Source organism: Butyrivibrio sp. DSM 10294, from assembly GCF_028539135.1.
GTDB lineage: Bacteria > Bacillota > Clostridia > Lachnospirales > Lachnospiraceae > Butyrivibrio.
In genome coordinates, this window is record NZ_JANSWL010000081.1 from 40,560 (window position 1) to 63,766 (window position 23,207).

The 23,207-nt window shown below is 45.0% G+C and carries 15 protein-coding genes and 1 riboswitch; of the genes, 12 read left to right on the forward strand and 3 right to left on the reverse strand.

Going from position 1 to position 23,207, the window contains the following annotated elements; translation table 11 throughout:
* Positions 1 to 7: 7 nt before the first annotated feature.
* Positions 8 to 93: riboswitch (ZMP/ZTP riboswitch) on the forward strand.
* A 44-nt stretch (positions 94 to 137) separates the two neighbouring features.
* The 5 genes from NXH67_RS12480 to NXH67_RS12500 all read left to right on the forward strand — a co-directional run bounded on the left by NXH67_RS12480 (position 138) and on the right by NXH67_RS12500 (position 6,028).
* Positions 138 to 845, forward strand: a complete 708-nt coding sequence (locus NXH67_RS12480) for an IMP cyclohydrolase (RefSeq protein WP_272797572.1) — start codon at positions 138 to 140, stop codon at positions 843 to 845.
* Positions 846 to 857: 12 nt separating this feature from the next.
* Positions 858 to 2,036, forward strand: a complete 1,179-nt coding sequence (locus tag NXH67_RS12485; RefSeq protein ID WP_272797573.1) for a phosphoribosylaminoimidazolecarboxamide formyltransferase — start codon at positions 858 to 860, stop codon at positions 2,034 to 2,036.
* A gap of 727 nt (positions 2,037 to 2,763) precedes the next feature.
* A complete protein-coding gene (locus NXH67_RS12490) occupies positions 2,764 to 3,999 on the forward strand; it encodes an IS256 family transposase (protein WP_272797574.1) in 1,236 nt (411 codons plus the stop codon).
* A gap of 626 nt (positions 4,000 to 4,625) precedes the next feature.
* Entirely contained in the window at positions 4,626 to 5,120 is a 495-nt protein-coding gene (gene ybaK, locus NXH67_RS12495) for a Cys-tRNA(Pro) deacylase (RefSeq protein WP_022777726.1), read from the forward strand.
* Positions 5,117 to 6,028 carry a hypothetical protein gene (locus tag NXH67_RS12500; RefSeq protein WP_272797575.1) on the forward strand — a complete coding sequence of 304 codons (912 nt, stop codon included), beginning with the start codon at positions 5,117 to 5,119 and terminating at the stop codon, positions 6,026 to 6,028. The genes ybaK and NXH67_RS12500 overlap by 4 nt, the downstream gene beginning before the upstream one ends.
* Positions 6,029 to 6,209: 181 nt before the next feature.
* On the opposite strand, the gene NXH67_RS12505 is transcribed toward NXH67_RS12500, so the two are convergent.
* Positions 6,210 to 7,523 carry a glycoside hydrolase family 5 protein gene (locus NXH67_RS12505; RefSeq protein ID WP_272797576.1) on the reverse strand — a complete coding sequence of 438 codons (1,314 nt, stop codon included), beginning with the start codon at positions 7,521 to 7,523 and terminating at the stop codon, positions 6,210 to 6,212.
* A gap of 6 nt (positions 7,524 to 7,529) precedes the next feature.
* A complete protein-coding gene (locus NXH67_RS18315; protein ID WP_330676694.1) occupies positions 7,530 to 10,340 on the reverse strand; it encodes a carboxylesterase family protein in 2,811 nt (936 codons plus the stop codon).
* Between the two features lie 340 nt (positions 10,341 to 10,680).
* On the opposite strand from NXH67_RS18315, the gene NXH67_RS12520 reads away from it, so the two are divergent.
* The gene (locus tag NXH67_RS12520; protein ID WP_272797577.1) at positions 10,681 to 12,228 is read left to right on the forward strand and encodes a glycoside hydrolase family 43 protein; all 1,548 of its coding nucleotides are present in this window, start codon (positions 10,681 to 10,683) and stop codon (positions 12,226 to 12,228) included.
* 7 nt (positions 12,229 to 12,235) lie between these two features.
* Here NXH67_RS12520 and NXH67_RS12525 read toward each other — a convergent pair whose 3' ends face one another.
* Positions 12,236 to 13,192, reverse strand: a complete 957-nt coding sequence (locus tag NXH67_RS12525; protein ID WP_022777731.1) for a helix-turn-helix transcriptional regulator — start codon at positions 13,190 to 13,192, stop codon at positions 12,236 to 12,238.
* A gap of 431 nt (positions 13,193 to 13,623) precedes the next feature.
* On the opposite strand from NXH67_RS12525, the gene NXH67_RS12530 reads away from it, so the two are divergent.
* From NXH67_RS12530 to NXH67_RS12555, 6 genes are read left to right on the forward strand one after another with little or no spacing between them, the layout of a single operon-like run.
* The gene (locus NXH67_RS12530) at positions 13,624 to 16,557 is read left to right on the forward strand and encodes an extracellular solute-binding protein (RefSeq protein ID WP_022777732.1); all 2,934 of its coding nucleotides are present in this window, start codon (positions 13,624 to 13,626) and stop codon (positions 16,555 to 16,557) included.
* 21 nt (positions 16,558 to 16,578) lie between these two features.
* Positions 16,579 to 17,517 (forward strand): carbohydrate ABC transporter permease, encoded by a 939-nt coding sequence (locus tag NXH67_RS12535; RefSeq protein ID WP_272797578.1) that lies wholly within the window; start codon positions 16,579 to 16,581, stop codon positions 17,515 to 17,517.
* A 1-nt stretch (position 17,518) separates the two neighbouring features.
* Entirely contained in the window at positions 17,519 to 18,379 is an 861-nt protein-coding gene (locus tag NXH67_RS12540; RefSeq protein WP_022777734.1) for a carbohydrate ABC transporter permease, read from the forward strand.
* A gap of 21 nt (positions 18,380 to 18,400) precedes the next feature.
* The gene (locus NXH67_RS12545; protein ID WP_272797579.1) at positions 18,401 to 19,918 is read left to right on the forward strand and encodes an NHL repeat-containing protein; all 1,518 of its coding nucleotides are present in this window, start codon (positions 18,401 to 18,403) and stop codon (positions 19,916 to 19,918) included.
* A gap of 5 nt (positions 19,919 to 19,923) precedes the next feature.
* Complete coding sequence (locus tag NXH67_RS12550; protein ID WP_026668597.1) at positions 19,924 to 20,583, forward strand: Yip1 family protein; 660 nt, start codon at positions 19,924 to 19,926, stop codon at positions 20,581 to 20,583.
* Between the two features lie 41 nt (positions 20,584 to 20,624).
* Positions 20,625 to 23,198: a DUF5696 domain-containing protein gene (locus NXH67_RS12555; RefSeq protein WP_272797580.1), complete on the forward strand. Its 2,574-nt coding sequence runs from the start codon at positions 20,625 to 20,627 to the stop codon at positions 23,196 to 23,198.
* Positions 23,199 to 23,207: the final 9 nt, after the last annotated feature.

A 23,207-nucleotide genomic window follows, 5' to 3' on the forward strand; every position in this document is an offset into this window, starting at 1 on the left:
ATCTTATACGTGTCTGTACAACTGGCGGATAAGTGGGTAACCACATGGGAGTACAGATAATGAAAAGAATTGTCGACCGCCTGGGCAGCCGCTGTAGTGGCTTGCCCAGGCGGTCTTTCTATTATACGGAGGTCACAATGACAGATTTAGTAAAAGAAATCTCAAGCACCACCTACCCTGGCCGAGGAATCGTAATCGGCACAACTCCTGATGGCAAATACGCAGCCTGCGCTTACTTCATCATGGGAAGAAGCGAGAATTCAAGAAACCGCGTATTCGTAGAGGACGGTGAGGGTATCCGCACCCAGGCCCACGATCCTTCCAAGATGGAGGATCCAAGTCTTATCATCTATGCACCTGTCCGCGTCCTTGGTAATTCCACCATCGTAACCAACGGAGATCAGACCGATACTGTTTATGATCTTATGAAGGAGGGCAATACCTTCGAGCAGGCACTCAGAACAAGAGAGTTTGAGCCTGATGCCCCCAACTACACACCCAGAATTTCAGGAATCATGAACGTGGCAGAGGGCAAGTATGATTTTGCTATGTCAATCTTGAAGAGCAATCACGGAGATCCTTCTTCCTGCCAGAGATTCACCTTTACCTATGAGAATCCCAAGGCCGGTGAAGGCTATTTTATCCACACCTATATGGGTGACGGCAATCCACTTCCCAGCTACGAGGGAGAGCCTACTCTTGTAAATATCGATGGTGATATTGATACCTTCACTAACAATGTCTGGAGCGCTCTTAACGCAGACAACAAGGTTTCACTTTTCACAAGATATATTGAGATCGCAACAGGCAAGTATGAGAGCCGCATCATCAACAAGAACGCGTAAAGGAGAATAACCATGAACGAGATCGAACTTAAATATGGCTGCAACCCCAATCAGAAGCCTTCAAGAGTATATATGGAGAATGGAAGTGACCTTCCCATCAAGGTTTTAAACGGAAGACCCGGTTACATCAACCTGCTTGATGCCCTCAACGGATGGCAGCTTGTATCAGAGCTTAAGAAGGCAACAGGCCTTCCCGCAGCAACTTCTTTCAAGCATGTATCACCTGCCGGAGCAGCAGTAGGAACACCTCTTACAGATATCGAGAAGAAGATCTACTGGGTAGAGGACCTTGGAGAGCTCAGCCCCCTGGCTAACGCTTACGCAAGAGCAAGAGGCGCTGACAGAATGTCATCCTTCGGAGATTTCATTTCCCTGTCTGATGTCTGCGACGCAGATACGGCAAGGCTTGTTAAGAGAGAGGTTTCAGACGGAATCATTGCTCCCGGCTACACAGATGAGGCCCTTGAGATCCTCAAGGCCAAGAAGGGCGGCAAATACGCAGTGATCGAGATCGACGAGAACTACGTTCCCGAGGCAGTTGAGAAGAAGCAGGTATTTGGCGTAACCTTCGAGCAGGGACACAACTTCATCGAGATCGGTGAGGACATGCTCACCAACATCGTTACAGACAATAAGGATCTTCCTGAGTCTGCCAAGATCGACCTTATCATTGCACTTATCACACTTAAATATACACAGTCCAACTCAGTATGCTATGTAAAGGGCGGCCAGGCCATCGGTATCGGTGCAGGCCAGCAGTCCAGAATCCACTGCACACGTCTTGCAGGCTCCAAGGCTGACAACTGGTTCCTTCGTCAGGCACCTCAGGTTCTGAACCTTCCTTTCCTTGACAGCATCAAGAGACCTGACCGCGATAATGCCATCGACCTCTACATCGGCGCAGATTACATGGACGTTCTCGCAGAGGGCAAGTGGCAGAATATCTTCAAAGAGAAGCCCCCTGTATTTACAGAGGCAGAGAAGAGAGCATGGCTCGACAAGAACACAGACGTTGCCCTTGGCTCCGACGCTTTCTTCCCCTTCGGTGACAACATCGAGAGAGCCTATAAGAGCGGCGTTAAGTATGTAGCTCAGCCCGGCGGCTCTGTACGTGATGACAACGTCATCGAAGCAGCCAACAGCCACGATATGGTTATGGCATTTACAGGCCTCAGACTGTTCCACCACTGATAGTTTAGGTAATACGCAGCCTATCTCAGTAATAATATTGATCGCAAAATGGACTTTGGTGTCGCACTGGATGCCGGAGTCCATTTTTATACAGCACTATAGATTGTAAAAAAATGACGAGTTATGAACAAAGCGAATAAATATGTAGTTGTGATACCCGGTAGATTCAAATCCGCTGAAAGTATGTGAGACATAAAATTTTATAGTGGTAATTTATGTTAAGGAATCCGTACGCACACCCTTGACAGCACAAGGAATAATTGCTGCGTCGTCACCACCGACGGCGAGGAACTCAGGAACAATCTATTTTTTCTCCGTCGAGGACAGCATTGTAGCAATTATTCTTTGCGCTATCAAGGGCAAGCCGCTTACGCGGTGGCTGTTTTCTTACCTCGGGCTCAGAATCTTGGAACAATCTGGCAGGTCAAACATAGCGAAAACACGCAATATTGCCCTCAATCGAAACTGGCGTGCTTAGAAAATCAGAAGCTAACACGCAGAATCAAACTGTCCTTTCACCTGCGTGCTCCCAGAGGCCTAAAGTTGACGGAATTGTGACAATCTGACACTCATAGATCATAATTTTCCCTCTGCAAGTGCACTTCTCCTGCATATTAGTAATGTCCATATAATGGTGTAAATTTATAAATTAATATTAAAAGAGCCAAAGGCTCACCTTTAGGTATAATTAAATCACCACAATCAAATTAACCGGAGGTATAGCTCAATGGCTCAACTAAATATTACTTTAAACCAGGAAGAAATACTACAGTTACTTTCATCAAATCGTGATGATGCATTTAAAAAGCTTCTACAGGACAGCTTGAACAGCATCCTTCAAGCTGAATCTACAGAACAACTCAAAGCAGAAAAATACGAGCGTTCTGAAGACCGAACTGACAGCCGTAATGGCACCAGAGATCGCCAGTTGATTACTCGTCTTGGTAAGATTGAGTTAGTAGTTCCCAGGCATAGAGATGTTCCATTCAAGTCACTTATATTTGATAATTACCAGAGAAGTGAGGCTGCTCTTGTAGCAAGTATGGCCGAAATGGTGGTTGCCGGTGTATCTACCAGAAAAGTAGCAAAGGTTGTCGAAACATTATGTGGCACTTCCTACTCAAAGTCTATGGTGTCGGAGGTATGCAAGGATCTGGACGTCATTGTTAATGAATTTCGTAACAGACCGCTGACCAATGCATATCCATTTGTCCTTATAGATGCTACTTATTTCAAGGTACGTAATGACCACAGAATCGTATCAAAGGCCTTCATGGTAGCTTACGCCACAAATACTGAAGGCAAGCGTGAAGTCATTGGATTTGACCTGTTTGATAACGAAACAAACAATACATGGTTCATGTTCATCGAGTCACTTAGAAAACGTGGCCTGCACGGAGTGAGAGTCATTACTTCCGATGCTCATCCTGGTATCCTTTATGCAATAAAGAAGGTCTTCTCTGAAGTTCCATGGCAAAGATGTCAAACTCATTTCTCAAGAAATATACTTGATAAAACGCCCAATAAGTATCAAAAAGGGCTCCATTCCGAGTTGCTTGAAATGTATCACGCTTCAACTATCTCAGAGGCAAGAAAGATCCGAGACCGCATAATAGGTGATTACAGTGATGTTGCGCCAGCAGCTATGGAATGTCTAGACACGGGATTCGAAAGTGCAATGACAGTAATGGTATTGCCAGAACGCCTTAGGATCTATCATCGAACATCAAATCACATAGAGCGTCTTAACAGAGAACTAAAGCGCCGCTCAACAGTGATTGGAGTATTCCCTAATGATGCTTCTGTAATAAGAATCATGGGGAGCGTGCTTATGGATGTTCACGAAGCATTTGCTTCAGCAACTACATCTGGTTATCCCAAGAAGCAGCTACAAACAGTAGATGACTACATTCCTCAGCTTAAAGAAATAGCCGTGGAACAGCTGAAACTATTGGCGGCATAGCGCCGATTAGCACCTAAAGGTAATTTACACACAAAAAAGGACTTGACCTGCATATTAAGCTAATTCATACACGTCTGATGCTGTTCACGTATAATCTGCGTGTTTTCCGGCTCCTTTATGGTATCAATATTTTGATAATCATATGAAATACCTGTGAAGTCGCATCTTAATATGCCTTTCAGGAACAAAATCTAGCTGGTAAAGGCTGAAATGTGTTATATACACATACTAAAACAGCATTATCTGGAGTATCAGTATGAATATCATAGGCCATCTAATAAGGTGAGGAGCCAAATAAGCATACTAACTGGTGCAATAATGTAGCTTTCGTATGCCACACACCTGATTCAAATCCGCTTGATTAGCCCCTAAAGCCCTGAATATTGATGTCAAGGGGACCGTGGAATACCGCAGCCGCTTTTTGGCGAGGATATGCCGCGAAAGCCCCTTTATATCAATATCCAGGGTATTTCTATACTTTCAGCGGATTTGAATCTACCGGGTATCACAACTACATACTTGTCGTATTGAATAAGTGAACTGTTCATTGCATCCGATTTTATTTGTAATTTTCTTATCGAAGTGCGACAATAGACATATTCATTTTTACGAAGAAGGTAATCACCATGAAAAAAGAAGAGAAGACCAATGTTATGCGTGTACTTGAGGGCAAAAAGATTCCCTATTCAAGCCACTCATATGAACCGGATGCTACCATGACAGGCGAAGAGATAGCCGGCATTCTTGGGGAAGATGCCGCGCTGGTGTTCAAGACTCTTGTAACCCAGGGTAAGAGCAATACCTACTATGTATTTGTCATTCCCGTCGCAGAAGAGCTTGATCTTAAGAAGGCCGCCAAGGCTGCAGGAGAGAAGTCCATCGCAATGATCAAACAAAAGGATCTCCTGCCTCTTACCGGATATGTTCACGGAGGATGTTCTCCTATAGGCATGAAGAAGCAGTTTCAGACATTCCTTCATGAGACAGCCGCCGATCACGAGCATATATATGTCAGCGCCGGCAAAGTTGGATTTCAGATAGAGCTTGCACCGCAGGATCTGATCGCCGTGGCAGGATGCAAGCTTGCAAATTTAGTTATTGAGGAAGGTATGCTGGGATGAAGGATTATATTTACTGGCATTTGCCGGGCTTTAGTGTGTTCAGGGATCTGAACTACACTGTCATTGAACTGATGAGGGAGTTTCCCAATTCTTTTAACGAAAATTACAGAGTAGGAAGTGTGTACGGCACCTTCCCCGGAGCAATTTGGAACGGTGGCAGAACAGTTCTTGGCTTTTGCCCCAAGAATGAGATAGAGCGCACCATCAAGATGTTCAATTCCAAGCATGTTCCCGTGCGCTTTACCTGGACCAACCCCCTCATTGAGGAGAAGCATTTAAATGACACATTCTGTAACCTCATAATGCGCCTTGCCGATAACGGCGAGAATCAGGTGCTTGTAAATACCGAGGTTCTGGAGAATTATCTGAGAAAAGAGTATCCGGGCTTTAAATTCATTTCATCCACAACCAAGAGAATCACAGATCCGGAGAAGCTGCATGCGGAATTTGAGAAGGATTATTTCATGGTGGTTCTCGACTATGATATGAACCACAACAAAGAGATTCTTGAGAGCTTAAGACCTGTGGCTGACAGAGTGGAGATCCTCTGCGATGAGATCTGTTTCCCCGAGTGCCCCAAGCGCCTAGAGCACTACAGAGATGAGGCCTTAAAGCAATTGGAATTCGAGATCTCAAGGCCCTTCAACTGTCCCAACAGACAGGAAAAGAAATCCTTTGAGGACTGTAAGAACAAGCCTGCCTTTATATCCAAGGAGGAGATGAAGGACTATATCGATATGGGCTTTAGGAACTTTAAGCTGGTGGGAAGAGGACTTCCCCAGGAGCTGGTTCTTGATTCCTATATGTATTACCTTGTTAAGGACGGGGAAGAGGACTTTATCAGAAATCAGATAAATAAGCGTCTTGCCGAGATCAACGCCAAGAAAATGGCGGCAAGAAAGAGATAAAGACTCCGGTAAGAAACAGATATATAAAGAAATAGATACATTAAGAAATAGATACATTAAGAAATAGGAAAAATAGAAATAAATAAAAAGATATATAAGCAAAGTAAAAGGCATCAGATAAATCCTAAAAGGATAAATCTGATGCCTTATTATTCTGTACTAATTTCAGTATCTAACCGGATTACTCCTCTTCGTAAACAGCCATCATAGCATCTACGAGCTTCTCTCTGTACCAGGTGTTGTCGTTTCTGTTAAATACTGCGAACTTCTCGCCTTCCTGATCGAAGTTGCCGTTATCCCACCAGTAACAGGGAATTCCGCTCTTCTTGGCGCGGCTTAGATACTCTGTAACCCAGTTAACAACTTCATCTTCATTGTTCTTGTCAACGGCGCCCATCTCTGTAATAAGAACGGGAACTCCTTTGGCAAGGAAGATTCTGCTGAGGTCTGAGAACACTCCGGTGATATCGCCCTTGTGTGAACCATCCCAGTTATCATAGGGGTTAGCGCTGGGATCCTCATAGGTGAAGGCGTAAGGAGTGTAAGCGTGGATCGCAACTGCAATGTGGTCATCCTCAGGAATCTTAAGAGGAGCGATGGTTGAAATAACATGAGAGCCTGCAACGCTGGTAATAAGAAGCAGACGATACTCGTTGTTTCCGCCGGTGGCTCTTACTGTGTCAACGAAAACCTGATTCAGCGTATCAAGGCACTTTCTTACCTCAGGTGTTCCGCCGTTCCACTCGTTCTGACCGCCCTTAACTCTGGGCTCATTCATTCCCTCGAAAATAAGGTGATAGTCGTAATCCTTGAATTCCTCAGCAATCTGAGTCCAAAGAGCAGCCATCTGCTCGCTTGTTGCATCAACGTGGTCGTTGTCGGGAATTCTCCAGTCCTCTTCGTGATGAGAATCAAGAAGTACATAGAGGTCATCCTCGATACAGTAATCAACTACTTCTTTAACACGTGCCATCCACTCGGGATCAACGGTGTAATCAGGAGCAGGACCCATGTGTCCGCCGAAGGTTACTGGAACTCTGATGCTGTTGAAGCCCTTGGCTGCGACGGCATCGATCATCTCCTTGGTAGTAGCGGGATTACCCCAGCTGGTCTCAGAAGCAAGGCCTGAAGCGCCATAAGCATCCAGAGAGTTACCAAGGTTCCAGCCAATCTCAATCTGAGCTACAAGTTCGGCTGGAGTGATATCTTTCATTTCCTTCTCCTCAATGGGAATATCGGAAGCTGTGTCTTCTGCTACCTCCTCAGTAGTAGCCTCAGCAGCAGCAGCAGGAGCCTCTGTGGCTTCCTCAGCAGCTGTCTCAGTTGTGGCCTTAGCAGCAGGAGCTGCTTCGGTGGCTTCCTGAGTAGCTTCTACGGCCTCCTGATTGTCCTGAGGAATGTTCTGAGCTGCGTCAGAACCGCATCCTGCGAGGCCGGCAAATGCAAGGCTTGTTGCCATACCAACAGCCAACAGTTTCTTAAAATACTTTCTCATAAAAAATTATCCTTTCAAAAATTCAATCGTTGCAAGTGAACAACTACCTGAACCATTATAACGCAGATAAAGTGCATGTATACCATTTATCTCTTCAAAATGACATTCTCTTGCATCCCAGATGTTTGAAGAATCATCTTTTACGATAGTTCCGATAACCTCTCCGCCAAGGCTTGTGGTGACGTCGAAATGTCCCTTGAAATAGCCTCTGGTCTTGATTCTAAGGCCTGTTACATGTTCGTAGTTAAAATATTTGAATCCCACAGCTGTACCGTCAACAATATCCTTGATATAGCTGATTCCGTAGCCTGTATTGTCAAATTCCTGAACGACTCTGGGAGCATCGGGCTCAACATACATCTTGTGTGCTCTGGTAAAGATGTTGCAGGCGATGTAGGAAGGATACTCACCGTATGCTTCAAGAGGGCCGCCGTTAAGTCCGCAGCTGGTGATCTCTGCCTGATCGATGGAGCCGTCCTCATTGATATGGAGCTTCTCTGCGCAGGCCTGCCTGCTGAACCAGGTGCCGTTGGTGTGTCTGTGATAGAAGATATACCACTCATCACCGATCTGTATCATGCTGCCGTGGTTGTTTCCGCCGTAGGCTGAAGGAACCTCGGGAGCCTTGTAGTCTCCGATATGAAGGTCACAGTTGCTGACCAGAACTCCGCCATAGGTAAAAGGTCCTGCGGGCTTGTCTGAGGTTGCGTAGCACAGCTCGTGCATAACCTCTGAGGAATAGATGAAGTAATAGGTGTCATCCTTCTTTCTGATGGATGAAGCCTCGAAGAAGGCGTGTCCCTCATAGCCTGTGCCTGCGCTGTAGATCTTGCCGGGAACCACGATCTCGGGAGCTTTCCTGACTGTGAGCATATCCTTGTCAAGAAGTGTGTACATAGCGCCATGTCTTGATTCGTCGCCGTGTCCGCAGAAGCCTGTATAAAGATGAACTTCATCACCTTCTGTAAGAACACCGGGATCAAACTGAGGCTCATCGCCCTTTTTGTCACCCAGCTTGGTGCCATCTTCATAGTGAACATAACCGTAGAACTCGAAAGGACCATTGGGACAGTCTGAAACTGCAACGGAAACAACACTGATCTTATCAAGTACATAGTAGAGGTAATATCTTCCGTCTGGGCCCTGAGTTACATCAGGAGCGTACAGACACATATGTCCGTCTTCATTAAGAGGATCCTGAGTCTTTCTGTAGATCACGCCTTCGTAGTGCCAGTTGCCAAGGTCATTGACGGGAGCTGACCAGCATACGTAGTCGCCCATGCAGAAGGTCTCTCCGCCGTAGATATCGTGGGAACCGTAGACATATACCCTGTTTCCGAATACATAGGGCTCTCCGTCGGGAACATACTCCCAGTTTGGAAGATAAGGGTTGACTGCCTGCTTCTTGTAATTGTTTCTGATGCCGCCTTCCTTGCGGGGGGAAGCGCCTCTTGAGATGAACTCTATCTCGTTTCTGTCGGAATCGGTATAAGGTGCCCATACAGGAAGTGCGATCTTCTCGCTGCCGCCCTTGTTGGGATCACCGGTCTTGATAAAGTTTGCGAAATAGTCACTCATCTGCCTTGCCAGCTCGAAATGTCTTCCCTCATAGGGACGGTGGCACTTAATCAGGTTATCAAAGAAGAACCACAGGTCGCAGGAGTGGAAGGTACCGGGGTGACTATCGTTGATGACATGGCCATCGGGAGTTGTAAATACATTGCCGTCGCCCGGAATATCGGGATCGAAGCGGTAATAGTAGCAACTCTGATCTGCTCTTTTTTTGGTAGCGTCGTTGAAGGTGCTCTTAACGGACTGTTCAACGGTATTGATGCTGCCCATCATGAACTCATCGGAGGTGTTGCCTGCGATGATGGGAGCCTTGGCACATTTGCCTTCGACAAAAAGCTCAACCGGATCGCCCTTGCAGAAGAAACCGTCTCTTATAGGGAACATACGAGGGTGATCGGAAACAAATTTATCGTAGCCGGCAAGCAGGGACTTGGAATCAATCTCCCTGGCTTCATCAAGGCTCTTCACACCAAGGGAATCAAGGAATGCCTTGCCAAGTTCCTCAGCCTTGGGAAGATCAAGGGGACGGAAAATATCGTCCTTGGGATCAGGAAGTCTGATGATTCCGCTGAGAACCACAGCACCCTTAATTACATCAAAATTGCCTTCGTGAGTGTACTGGTGCATAACGCTGGAACCACCTGCAGACTGACCTGCGATGGTGATCTTCTCCGGGTCTCCGCCGAAGTTTGCGATATTTCTGTATACCCAGTGAAGACCTGCCTTCTGATCAAGGAGACCAAAGTTGGCGGGAGCATCGGGAGATTCTTTTGTAATCTCGGGATGAGCCATGAAGCCAAAGCAGTTAAGTCTGTATGCGACACTGACTACAACCACACCTTTTTTGGCAAGAGCTTCTCCGTTAAACTCCATTTCGGCTGTATAGCCCCACTGGAAGCCGCCTCCGAAGAACCATACGAGTACAGGAAGCTTCTCATAGGCTGCCTTGGCCGGAGTCCATACATTGAGGTAGAGACAGTCTTCACTCATGGGAATATCGGCATCCACATGCCATTCTCTGCAGTAGATATCTGTACCCATTCCCGGTGTGTTCTGATAGGAGATGGGGCCGAACTCATGGCATAATCTTACGCCTTCCCAGCTTTCTGCGGGCTGAGGCGCTCTCCATCTGTTCTTGCCCACCGGAGGAGCAGCAAAGGGGATGCCCAGATAAGCAGTGATGCGCGGATTGCTACCGGGGAGTCCGCTGACTTTTCCGTTTTCGGTATTAGTTGTTCTAAGCATATTTTTTCTCCAATACATTTTATTAACGAAATTGTTATTTTTTCATATTTAAATTTATAGTCTACAAAAGAAATGAGTCTATTCACATATTGCGGGTGGATGGGCAACACTTGCGAAGTTGCGGGTTTTGGCAATTACTGCGGTGAAATGAGCAACATTTCGGTGGATGAAAAATTACAAAATCAAATATTATTTTTATCACAGGAGAGATAAAACGGTGACTACACATTTCCAAAACAAAACAACTTTTAAACACAAACAACCTCTAATAATAATCTTGCGTTTGGTCGCCGTTTCTTTTTTCCTGACTGCCTGTGCTTCGGGGGCTGCTCCAAACACAGTGTCTGAGGACAGCACCGGCAGCAATGCAGTAGAGCAACAAGAAACAGATGAAAATGGAGATTTAACAGACATGGACACAAAAGCCCTGAATATCAGTGAAGTATTCGACAACCTCAAACCGGAGCAGAGCCTCAAGGGAATAACGGATCACAACCCCGTTATGGTTCAGCGTTTTGGTGCAGACCCTTACGCTCTTGTATACGATGGAAGAGTATACATCTATATGACCGGTGACAAGCCTTCTTATAATGCAGACGGAACAGTCAAGGAGAATACCTATGGTAATATCAACACCATCAATGTTATTTCCTCCGATGACCTTGTGAACTGGACAGACCACGGAACTATTTATGCTTCAGGTCTTACAGGTGCTTCAACCTGGGGCAAGAACTCCTGGGCACCTGCAGCAGCTTACAAGAATATAGACGGCAAGGACAAGTTCTTCTTATACTTTGCCAACAACGGCAACGGAATTGCTGTTCTGACAGCAGATTCACCGGTGGGACCCTTTACCGATCCCATTAACAAGCCTCTTATTTCCAGAGAGACTCCTACCTGCGCAGAGGTAACATGGCTCTTTGACCCCGCAGTTCTTATGGACGCCGACAAAAGAGCATACATCTACTTCGGTGGCGGTATCCCTTCTCCCGAGGCAGCATCCAATCCCGGAACAGCAAGAGTTTGCGAGCTTGGCGATGATATGATCAGCCTCAAGGGAGATCCCAAGCCTATAGAGAATGTTTCCTATTTATTTGAGGATTCAGGAATCAACAAGATTGACGGTACCTATTATTATTCCTATTGCACCAACTTTAATGTAACACCTGAGGCTGCCAAGGAGAACGGTTTTGAATCCGGCGAGATCATGACCATGAAGTCCGATTCACCCATGGGACCTTTCACAGCCTGCAACCCTGTCCTTAAGAATCCTGAGAGATTCTTTGGAGTAGGCGGTAACAATCACCACTGCATGTTCGAATTTGAGGGACAGTGGTACATCACCTATCATGCAAGAATGCTTGAGAAAAAGATGGGAATTGACGGAGGCTACCGCAGCACTCATATCGACAAGCTTGTGATAGATGAGAATAACGCTCCTTCAGTGAGCACAGGGACCAAAGAGGGCGTTAAGCAGCTTAAGAGCTTTGATCCTTATACAGAGACCAAGGCAGTAACAATGTCCAATGAATCAGGCGTTACAACCAAACAGTTTGGCGATGAGGCCAAGAAGTATGGCTCAGGAGATATGATAGTAGCAGATATGCTTCCCGGCAGCTGGATCAGTGTCAGCGGAGCAGACTTCGGAGAAGACGGAGCAGCAGAAGTTGAAGTTAAGGCTCTGTCAGAAGGCGCCGGAGCAATCAAGATCTGTCTCGACACTCCCGCTTCAGAGGCTGCGGGATATGTGGATGTCAGCGGCGCAGATGCAGATGAGCTTACAACCATCACCGCATCACTGGACAAAAAAATAACCGGAGAACACGCAGTATTCTTTGTATTCTCCGGAGATCCGTTCAGATTATACAGTTGGAAATTCAATAAATGATAAAGATTTAAATCTTTTCCGATACATCGCCCTTTTCTTTGCCTAAACCGCCGGAGAAAAGGGTTCTGTATTCACCGGGGGTGCAGCCCTTCTTGAGTTTGAAGGTGCGGTTGAAAGTAGAGATACTTGAGAAACCTGCCTGAAGAGCGATGTCAGTAATTGACAGGTCATCCCTGGTGAGCAGTATCTCGGTTGCCTTGATACGTCTTCCGATGAGGTAATCGTAGAAGGTACAGTTCATATACTCCTTGAACAAACGGGAGAAATGGAACTTGGAGAAACCGCTGAAGGCAGCAGCATCATCCAGAGTGATGTCATTGGCGTAGTTCTCATCGATATAGTCGATGGCGTTATTCAGACGATCGAAATACTCACGTCTCTTAACCGGAGTTGAATCAGTGAAGAGCTGCATTCTGTTGAGATTGAATCTGGACAGGATGGTCATGATCTGGAACAGATGTGAGTAGATCGAGAACTCATAGAACTCGGTCTTCTGGAAATACTCATTCCAGATCTGTGAGAACAGATCATACACTTCATTATATACAGGTGCAAAGGTGTCGGGGGTTATATGAATGCAATCCTTCAGCATTGTGATAAGTCCCGAGTAGCCTCTTACATTGGAGAAAAAGTCAATATCGAAAAGGCATACATAACGCTGACCGGACTTGGGTGCATGAAGTGCATGTGATTTTCTCGGAGGGATAAAGAAGATATCTCCCGGCATTACTCTGTGGGGCTCCCCGTCCACATCAATATCGTAGTAGTTCTCAATAGGAACAATGATCTCAAGGGCATTGTGCCAGTGCGTGGGATAATCCACGTTCAGCTCGTTGTACCATATTCTGATGGAACTGTCCTTGGGGAAAATGGAATTCTCTTTGGTCCCTTCAAGAGAACGACTCTCATAATCGGTATTTTGCTGGTAATAATCCAGACTTACGCCTTCATTTCTTAGAATCATACCTTTGTTCCTCCCTGCCATGAAATATTGCCATAGGAATATACTTCATAACATAAAAAAGCAATATATAATTACGTATTATGGCATTGCTTCATCTTAACAACATCTCTAGGTAAATCGCAAAAACACTGGATTTCTTTATGCGTTTTGTACGCATATCTTAGCACTTTAATCCCTATTCTTCTTCTCAAATATTGCTATTCTTTTTCACATCGTGCTTATTTTACCTAAAAGCATACTACAAAATTATTTCTGATTTGTCAAATGTGCACAAAAATGACATCTCTTTTTTCTATCTGCCATCGCAATATCTGAATACCATAAGGCAAAATTTGGTAGGCGACAAGGCTCCCAAGCCGATATCCTTTATAGTGCAGGTTGTAATAGCCTGTAGCAAATATTGAGAAGCAATAAATGGGGAGGACTTACTCTTGCATACCACAGTAAAGAAAATCATTGCAGTAGTTTTATCCATAACAGTTATCGGTGGGGTCTTCGTGGTGCTATCCGGACGGGATGTGAAAGACTTCCATGATAAATACAAGGACACCGACCTGACGGTGGATGTCCAGGGTATGGAACGAGTCGGTACTTATAATAAGTATCTTGCCCAGTACAAGGATGCTGGCAAGCCTTCAACGGACATCGACATACAGCTCGATGACTACCAGGCAGAGGGTACTGTTAAAAAAGAAGCCGACGGATTATTTACAGATACGGGATCTCTGGTTACCTGGAAGGTCAATGTTCCGGAGGCGGGCTTCTACAGACTCTATATGGAATACCTGATTCCGGAGTCAAGAGGAGTTGCCGCAGAGAGATCCGTTCTCATTAACGGAGAGCTTCCTTTTGAAGGAGCAAGAAACATCGCCTTCACGAGAATGTGGATGGACGGCGGTGAGGTCAAGGTTGATAACCAGGGCAACGAGATAAGACCCAGACAGGTTGAGTACTTTGACAAGCAGTCAGCTTACTTCAAGGACAGCATGGGATATGTAGCAGATCCTTACATGTTCTATTTTGAAAAAGGAGAGAATGAACTTTCCTTAAGAGCAGACAACGAGCCCATGATTCTTTCCAAACTTACGGTTAAGGGAATTAAAGAGGCACCTACATATGAGGAATACCTTGCTTCACAGACAGGAACAGACAGCCAGGAAGCAACGACATATCAGCAGGTGGTACAGGGCGAGGATTCAACCCTTAGATCAGAATCCTCCCTTTATGCTAAATATGATCGATCCTCGCCGACCACCCTTCCTAACAGCGTAACCAACACAGTACTGAACTATGTTGGTGGTGAAAGCTGGAGAAGTTCAGGTCAGTGGATCGAGTGGAACTTCGAAGTTCCCGCAGACGGTTTCTACAATATTATGATCAAGGGCCGCCAGAACTACGCAAGAGGATCTGTTTCAAACAGATGCGTGACAATCGATGGAGAGGTTCCTTTCAAGGGACTTGAAGAGATATCTTTCTCTTATTCAAATGATTGGGATTGCCTCGATCTTGCAGATGAGACAGGAACACCTTACAAGTTCTACCTTACCAAGGGTCAGCACACAATAAGACTTGAGGCAACTCTCGGAGGTATGGGTGCTATCCTTGAGGAGATGGAGGATTCAACCTTCAGACTCAATCAGATTTATCGTAGAATCCTTGTTTACACCGGAGCAAGCCCTGACGTATACAGAGATTACCATATCGAGACTACATATCCCGAGATCATGGAAGCCATGGAACTGGAAGCCAAGAAGCTCTATAAGATAGTAGATGACATGGTTGCTTATTCCGGACAGATGGCTGATAACATTGCAACAGCTCAGACAATTGCTCAGCAGCTTGAGAGATTCTGTGCTAAGCCTCAGAAGATAACAACAGAGTTTACTACTTTTAAAGATAACATCACATCACTTGGCACAGCATCACTTAAAATGAGTGAGACCAAGCTTGATATCGACTACCTGGTTATTTCAGGTACAGGTGTAACACCCAAGAAGGACAAGGCCAACTTCTTTACCAAGGCCGCTCATGAGATCAAGTCCTTCGTTGCATCCTTCTTCGTAGACTACAACTCAGTCGGAGATGTATATGACGAGAAGGGCAGTGATAAGGTAGTTAAGGTTTGGGTACTGACCGGACGTGATCAGGGAACAATCCTTAAGACAATGGTAGATGATGACTTCACTACTTCAACAGGAGTCAAGGTCAACGTTGAGATCGTTGATCCCGGTGCACTTCTTAATGCGGTTCTTGCAGGAAGAGGACCTAACGTAGTTCTTTCCGTAGGTGCCGACCAGCCTGTAAACTATGCGCTCCGTGGCGCAGCTGAGGATATCACTCAGTTCGATGGTTGGGAAGAAGTAATGAGCCATTACTCAGAGAGCTCCTATGAGCAGTACAGACTCGACGGACACATCTACGGTGTTCCCGAGACACAGACCTTCAACGTTATGTTCTATAGAAAAGACATTCTTGAAGAGATGGAGCTTGAGATTCCCAATACCTGGAAGGAACTGATCGAGATGCTTCCCACAATTCAGGGAAACAACCTTTCAATCGGTATTCCTACAGCAGCAGGAAGCAGCGGTGCTACCGCAGCAGCAACATCAGTAATGTCCAACACCCCGGACCTTTCAATGTACTTCTCACTCCTGTATCAGTACGGCGGAGATATGTACAACGAGGACGGCACCAAGACCACAGTTAACACAGAGGCCGGTGTTGCAGCATTCGATGATTACGTAAGATACTTCAATGACTATGGTATTCCTACTGTTTACGATTTCGTCAGCAGATTCCGTTCAGGAGAGATGCCAATAGGAATTGCACCATACTCAACATATAACACACTTATGGTATCCGCACCTGAGATCAGGGGACTTTGGGACTTCACTCTTATTCCCGGAACCTACAGAACGGATGAGAGCGGCAAGACATACCTCGACAGATCAGACTTCATCACAGGAAGCGCAACAATGATGATCGCAACAGAGGATGAAGAACTCAAGCAGAACTCCTGGGAGTTCATGAAGTGGTGGGCTACCGCGGATACACAGGTAAGATTTGGTCGTGAGATCGAGGCCCTTCTTGGATCATCTGCAAGATATGCTACAGCAAACAGAGACGCATTCTCAAATCTGTCCTGGAGTACAGATGACATTGCGGTTCTGAATGAACAGTGGGATTCAACAGTAGGTATCAGAGAAGTTCCCGGTGGATACTTCACAGGCCGTCATATTTCAAACGCTATAAGAAAGGTAATCAATTCCAAGACTGATTCACGAGAAACAATCATTGATTACTCGATTCTGATAGATGAAGAGATTAAGAAGAAACGAATCGAATTTGGTATGCCGGTTGATTAAAGATACAGGAGAGCTAATGAGATGAAGGAATATCTGCAGAAATACTTAACGCTGCGTAAGCACAATTTTAACGTGGCCCTGAAGAAAGCAAAGAACAGAAAAATGTGCTACATCTTCCTGGCACCGTACGCAATACTCTTTACAATGTTTTTTGTGTTCCCTGTAGTAGCATCTATCTATTACAGCTTCACATATTACAACATCCTTGAACCTCCTCGGTTTATAGGATTACAGAATTATATCTCCCTGGTGCTCCAGGATGATATCTTTCTGATAGGCGTGAAAAATACATTGATGATAGCGCTGATAACAGGTCCTCTGGGATACATTTTATCCTTCCTGTTTGCCTGGCTTATCAACGAGCTGCCAAGGTGGATCAGAAGTATCGCTGTCATCGTGTTTTACGCCCCTTCCATTGCAGGTAACTGTTATGTAATCTTCTCGGTATTCTTCCGAGGCGATGCATACGGATATGTAAATGCGTTCCTGATGAGTATCGGTCTCATCGATGCACCTAAGCTTTGGCTCATCGATCCCACATACATGCTTCCAATTTGTATGGTAGTTATCCTTTGGATGAGTATGGGATCCGGATTCCTTTCCTTCGTAGCCGGACTTCAGGGCGTAGACAGATCACAGTTTGAGGCCGGATACATGGACGGTATCAAGAACAGATGGCAGGAGCTCTGGTACATAACTCTTCCCAGCATGAAGCCTATGCTTATGTTCGGTGCGGTTATGACAATTACATCATCCTTTGGTGTGGCTGATGTAACAATGGCTCTTTGCGGATATCCCAGTACGGATTATGCAGCACGTACCATCGTAACACACTTGTTTGACTACGGTTATTCAAGATTTGAAATGGGTTACGCCTGTGCAATAGCTACAATCCTGTTCCTGATGATGATACTTTGCAACAAGGCAATTCAAAGTCTGTTAAGGAGAGTTGGTACGTGATATGAGTAAGCTGATTAAAAAAAGAAAGCCAAACAGGTCAATAGGCGGAGACATAGCTCTTTACATTTTCCTTTTGCTGGTTGCCTTCGTTATGGCATTCCCAATTATTTATGCAGTAAGTAGTGCACTTAAACCACTTGATGAATTGTTCAAGTTCCCGCCCAGGATCTTCGCACAGCATCCTACACTTGATAACTTCTCGGATCTGTTCGTAACAATGGGTAAGTCCTGGGTAACCTTTACAAGATATCTTTTCAACACAGTATTCATTACCTTCTGTGGTACGGCGGGACATCTTATCATTGCTTCCATGGCAGCTTTCGTGCTTGCGAAGTATGAGTTCCCCGGAGGAAAGACCTTCTTCAAAATTGTAACGGTAGCCATGATGTTCACCGGTTGGGTAACAGCTATTCCCAACTACCTGATTCTCAACAAACTTGGTTGGATCGATACCTACTGGTCAATCATCATTCCCGCTTTTGCTTCACCTATGGGACTGTTCCTTATGAAGCAGTTCATGGAAGGACTTCCTACTTCACTTATTGAAGCAGCCAAGATCGACGGAGCAAATGAGTGGAAAGTATTCTATGACATCGTTATGCCAAACGTTAAGCCTGCATGGATGACACTTATCATCTTCTCAGTACAGGGACTTTGGAATAACAAAGCTTCTACATACATTTATTCAGAAGAAAGAAAGACTCTCGTATATGCCCTTCAGCAGATTCAGTCAGGCGGAATCGCAAGAACCGGACAGGGAGCGGCAGTACTTGTAGTAGTAATGATAGTACCTATTCTTATATTTGTATTTTCAGAGAGCCAGATTCTGGAGACCATGGCAAGTTCAGGTCTTAAGGACTAATTTGAAAGGTGTTGAAGCGATATGCGTAAGAAAAATATGTTTTTAAAGACCGGAATGGCAATACTTGCGTTGGCAACTGCATTTCTTCAGCCGCTTCAGGTATCTGCCAGTGGCAGTGACGGTGGTTATACCTATAACTACGATTACTGGGGAGATTACAAGGACAGCGCAGACTTCTATACAGTCTGCAAGGTATTTACTTCCTCAGATCTGGGGCTTGATGTCAAACTCAAGAATCCTCAGGGACTATTTGTGGAAGGCAATCACATCTATCTGTGTGACAGTGGTAACAACAGAATAATCGAGCTTGAGAGGGTTTCTCCGGAAAAGCTTGAGGTTGTAAAGATAATCGATTCCTTCAAAGGCGGTTCGGGGCCCAATACTTTCAATAACCCCACCGATGTTGCAATATCCGAAGACGGCAACATATTCGTAGCCGATCAGGGCAATGCAAGAGTACTTAAGCTTGACAAGGATCTTAACTATCTTCTTGAGTTTGTTAAGCCTACGGACAACACACTTGATCCCAAGCTTGTATTCCAGCCCACCAAGCTGGCAGTTGATACAGCTGAACGTGTTTACTGTATAGCAACCGGTATCAACAAGGGTCTTATAAAATACGAGAATGACACAGCATTCTCAGGATTTGTAGGAGCTACACCGGTTACCTTCAACTGGACAGATTACATTTGGAAGAAACTCGCTTCTCAAGAGCAGAGAGCCAAGATGGAATCCTTCGTTCCCACTGAGTATGAGAACATCTACATGGACTATGAAGGCTTTATCTACGCAACAAGAGCTCTTACCGATGACTCCAAGAAGACAGAGAATGCAGTCAGAAAGCTGAACCTTATGGGTAACGACATCCTGGTTAAAAACGGCGACTGGCCGGTACAGGGTGATCTCTACTGGGGTTCCGGCGGTGGATATGAAGGACCTTCAGTCCTCACTGACGTAACTGTAATGGACAATGACATCTATGCCTGCCTCGACAGAAACAGAGGAAGAGTATTCGGCTATGATGACCAGGGACGTCTGGTATTTGCCTATGGCGGTAACGGTAACATGGATGGATATTTCAGAAGACCTTCCGCTATCGAGCACATCGGCCACGAGCTTTATGTTCTGGACAGCTTGGATTGTTCAATAACAGCCTTTGTTCCAACAGAGTTCGGTAATCTTGTTTACACAGCTATCGAAGATTTCGACAAGGGTAAATATGAATCTTCAGGAGCTGCATGGCAGGAAGTTATGAACCAGAATGGTAACTACGACCTGGCTTACATCGGAATCGGACGAGCACTCCTTCGTCAGGAGAAGTACAAGGAGGCTATGGAATACTTCGAACTTAAGTATGACGCCGAGAACTATTCCAAGGCATACAAGCAGTACAGAAAGATCTGGGTTGAAGATCACATAGGCTGGATAGTAGCAGTTATCCTAGTATTATTCCTTGTTCCACTTGGAATTGGAAAGGTAAAAGCACTTCGCTACGAGATTGATACAGCAGATATCTTTGTAGCAGGCAGGAACGGGTGATGAATATGATAGCAAATACAAAGACAATTGATAATCCAAGAGAGAAATACATTGATTCCCTGAAATTTGCCCTCTATTGCATTACTCATCCGCTTGATGGTTTCTGGGATCTTACACATGAAAAAAGAGGCACAATGGCAGCTGCCAATACGATTCTTTTCCTTACACTTCTGATTCGTATCCTGAAGCTGCGTTACACAAGTTTTATTATGATCCAGGTGTATTGGGAAGACCTTAACATCTTCCTGTATCTGGCAAGTATCCTATTCCCCCTTGCACTTTGGGTAGTAGGTAACTGGGGACTTACAACACTGTTTGATGGAAAAGGAAGACTTGGACAGGTATATATGGCTACCTGCTATGCACTTACACCTTATCCGCTTATCCAGTTCCCGCTTATGATTTTCAGTAATTTTGTTACTGTCAACGAAGCTGAGTTTTACAGCGTAGTAAGTGCTCTGTCACTGGTATGGTGTGCGCTTCTTGTAATCGCAGCCATGGGACAGATCCACGAATACTCTGCAGGAAAGAACCTACTTTTTACAGTTGCTACATTGTTTTCTATGCTAGTCATGATCTTTATTCTTATGATCTTCTTTAGCATGATTTCACAGGGAATCGCATACTTCATTTCCCTGGGCAAAGAATTGATGTTCCGAATGTAGGATGAGGGGTGACGGACTTGAAAACAGATAAGAACAAAAAGATGGATGAAATAAAAAAGAAAATATTGCAGGGATTCCTGAAGCTTCTGCCTTCGATCCTTATCCTTTGTATCATAGTCGGCGGTGTTGCCTATATCGTTAACACAACGGCTCCTACAGAGGAAAAAACAATTGTTGCTCCCTATGCTTTTGATGGCAGAGAGGACAACGTGGTAATCGATAACGGACAGCTGAAGCTTACCATGGATCCCAAGACTACCGAGTTCTCACTGGAAGTTAAGGACAGCGGCAAGGTTTGGTACTCCAATCCTCAGAAAGCTGCAGAGGATGCAGCAGCTCTGGATGACCAGAAGCTCTTCCTTCAGTCTCCGCTGGTTATGTCTTATTCCATTACACAGGGACTTGAGACAACCTATAACTCCTTTGGATTCTCTGCACAGAACGGTATATATGAGATCGTTCCCGGAGACAATGAGATCAGAGTTAACTATTCACTGGGAAGTGTTCAGAAGGAATTCACCATTCCTCCGGTAATCACCAAGGAAAGATTTGAAGAATACCTTGGCAAGATGGAGAAAAAGGAAGCCGATCTGATCAAGCAGTACTACAAAAAGTACGATATCAACAAGCTTACTCCCAAGGATAATAAGGATGAACTTCTTGCAAACTATCCTATTATCGAGACCAATGTTATCTACGTTCTCAGAACAGCGACCAAGGATAACGTTAGAAAGACAATCCAGGACAAGTTTGAAGCAGCAGGATATACCTATGATGATTATCTTGCAGATAAGGAACTTGATCTTTCAACAAACGCATCAGAGACGCCCGTCTTCAATGTAAGCGTTATTTACAAGCTTGAGGGCAAGGACCTGGTGGTTGAGGTTCCTTTCAAGGATCTTGAGTTTGATAAGGAAACACCTATTTATACAATCACACCTCTTCCTTATTTCGGAGCTGGTGGTCCTGAGGATGAAGGCTTTATGCTGGTTCCCGAGGGAGGCGGAGCACTTATCAACTTTAACAACGGCAAGACCTCACAGTCCAGTTATTACACCAATGTATACGGCTGGGATATGTGTGTAACAAGAGATGCAGTGGTACACAACACAAGAGCTTATTACGGAGTATACGGTGTATCTGAAGGAAATGATTCCTTCATCTGTACTCTTGAGAACGGCAGAGCCTATGCAGCTATTCAGGCCGACATTGCCGGCAAGAACCACTCTTACAACTTTGTAAATGCCAAGTACAGCATCTGTCAGAGAGAGAAATATGACGTAGGTGATATCGCCAACAGTGATATTTACGAATATGATCTTAACCTCCCTGAGGATGAAGTTCTTTCACAGAGATATACCTTCGTTAATTCCGGAAGCTATGTAGACATGGCCAAGACCTACAGCACATATCTTCAGAAGGAATATGCAGGATACCTTGATCTTGTAAATGATACAAGCACTCCTGTAGCCATCGAACTGGTTGGAGCCATCGATAAGGTTAAACAGATCGTTGGTATCCCTGTAAAGAGACCTCTCAAGCTTACAAGCTACAAGGAAGCTCAGGGCATTATAGATGAGCTCACCGCATCCGGAGTAAGCAACATGAACGTCAAGATGACCGGTTGGTGCAACGGCGGTGTAGAGCAGAAGGTTCTTTCAAAGACCAAGACAGTCGGAGCTCTCGGAAGCGGCAAAGATCTCAGCAATATGGTTTCTGAGGTTCAGGCAAACGGCAATACAGTTTATCTCAACGGTATAACGCAGTATGCATATGATAGCGATCTTCTGGATGGATTCTTCTCATACAGAGATGCAGCCAAGCTTATCAGTAAGCAGAGAGCAGAGCTCTTTGAATACAGCCATGTAACCTATGCTCAGAGAGAAAATGCAGACCTTAGCTATTATCTTCTTCATACAGATTTGGCTAACAAGTATGCGAACAATCTTGTAAAAGCAGCAAATAAGTATGGCGCAGGTGCTTCTTTCCAGGATCTTGGTGAGGACCTCTCATCAGATTTCTACAGAAAGAATCCTAACAGCAGAGAAGCAGTTCTGAACAAACAGGTTGAGCTCCTTAAGGGCTACAACGACAACGGAACTCCTCTTATGATCAACATGGGTAACGATTATGCAATTCCTTTTGCAAAGATGGTTACCAACATGGACCTCAGAGGTTCCGAATATACAATACTTGATGAATGTGTTCCTTTCTTCCAGCTGGCAGTTCACGGAAGAGTAGATTACACAGGAGAGCCCATCAACATCAACGGTAATCCTGAGAACGAAGTACTCTATGCAGCTGAATACGGCGCAGGTCTTCAGTTCACATTCATGGAAGAATCTTCCTTCGCAACACAGAAGACTCTTTACACAGATTATTACGGATCACATTTCGATTCCTGGAAGGAAAAGATGCTGGAGATCTACAACAGATACAATTCTGAACTGGGGCACACCTTCAATCAGGAAATGACAGGACATGATAACCTTACAGGTGATGTTTCCTGCACCGAATATGCTGATGGAACCAAGGTTTACGTCAACTATGGATACGCAGATTACACAGTAAACGGCGTAGATGTTCCTGCAAGAGATTATGTAGTAACAAGATAAGGAAAGGCA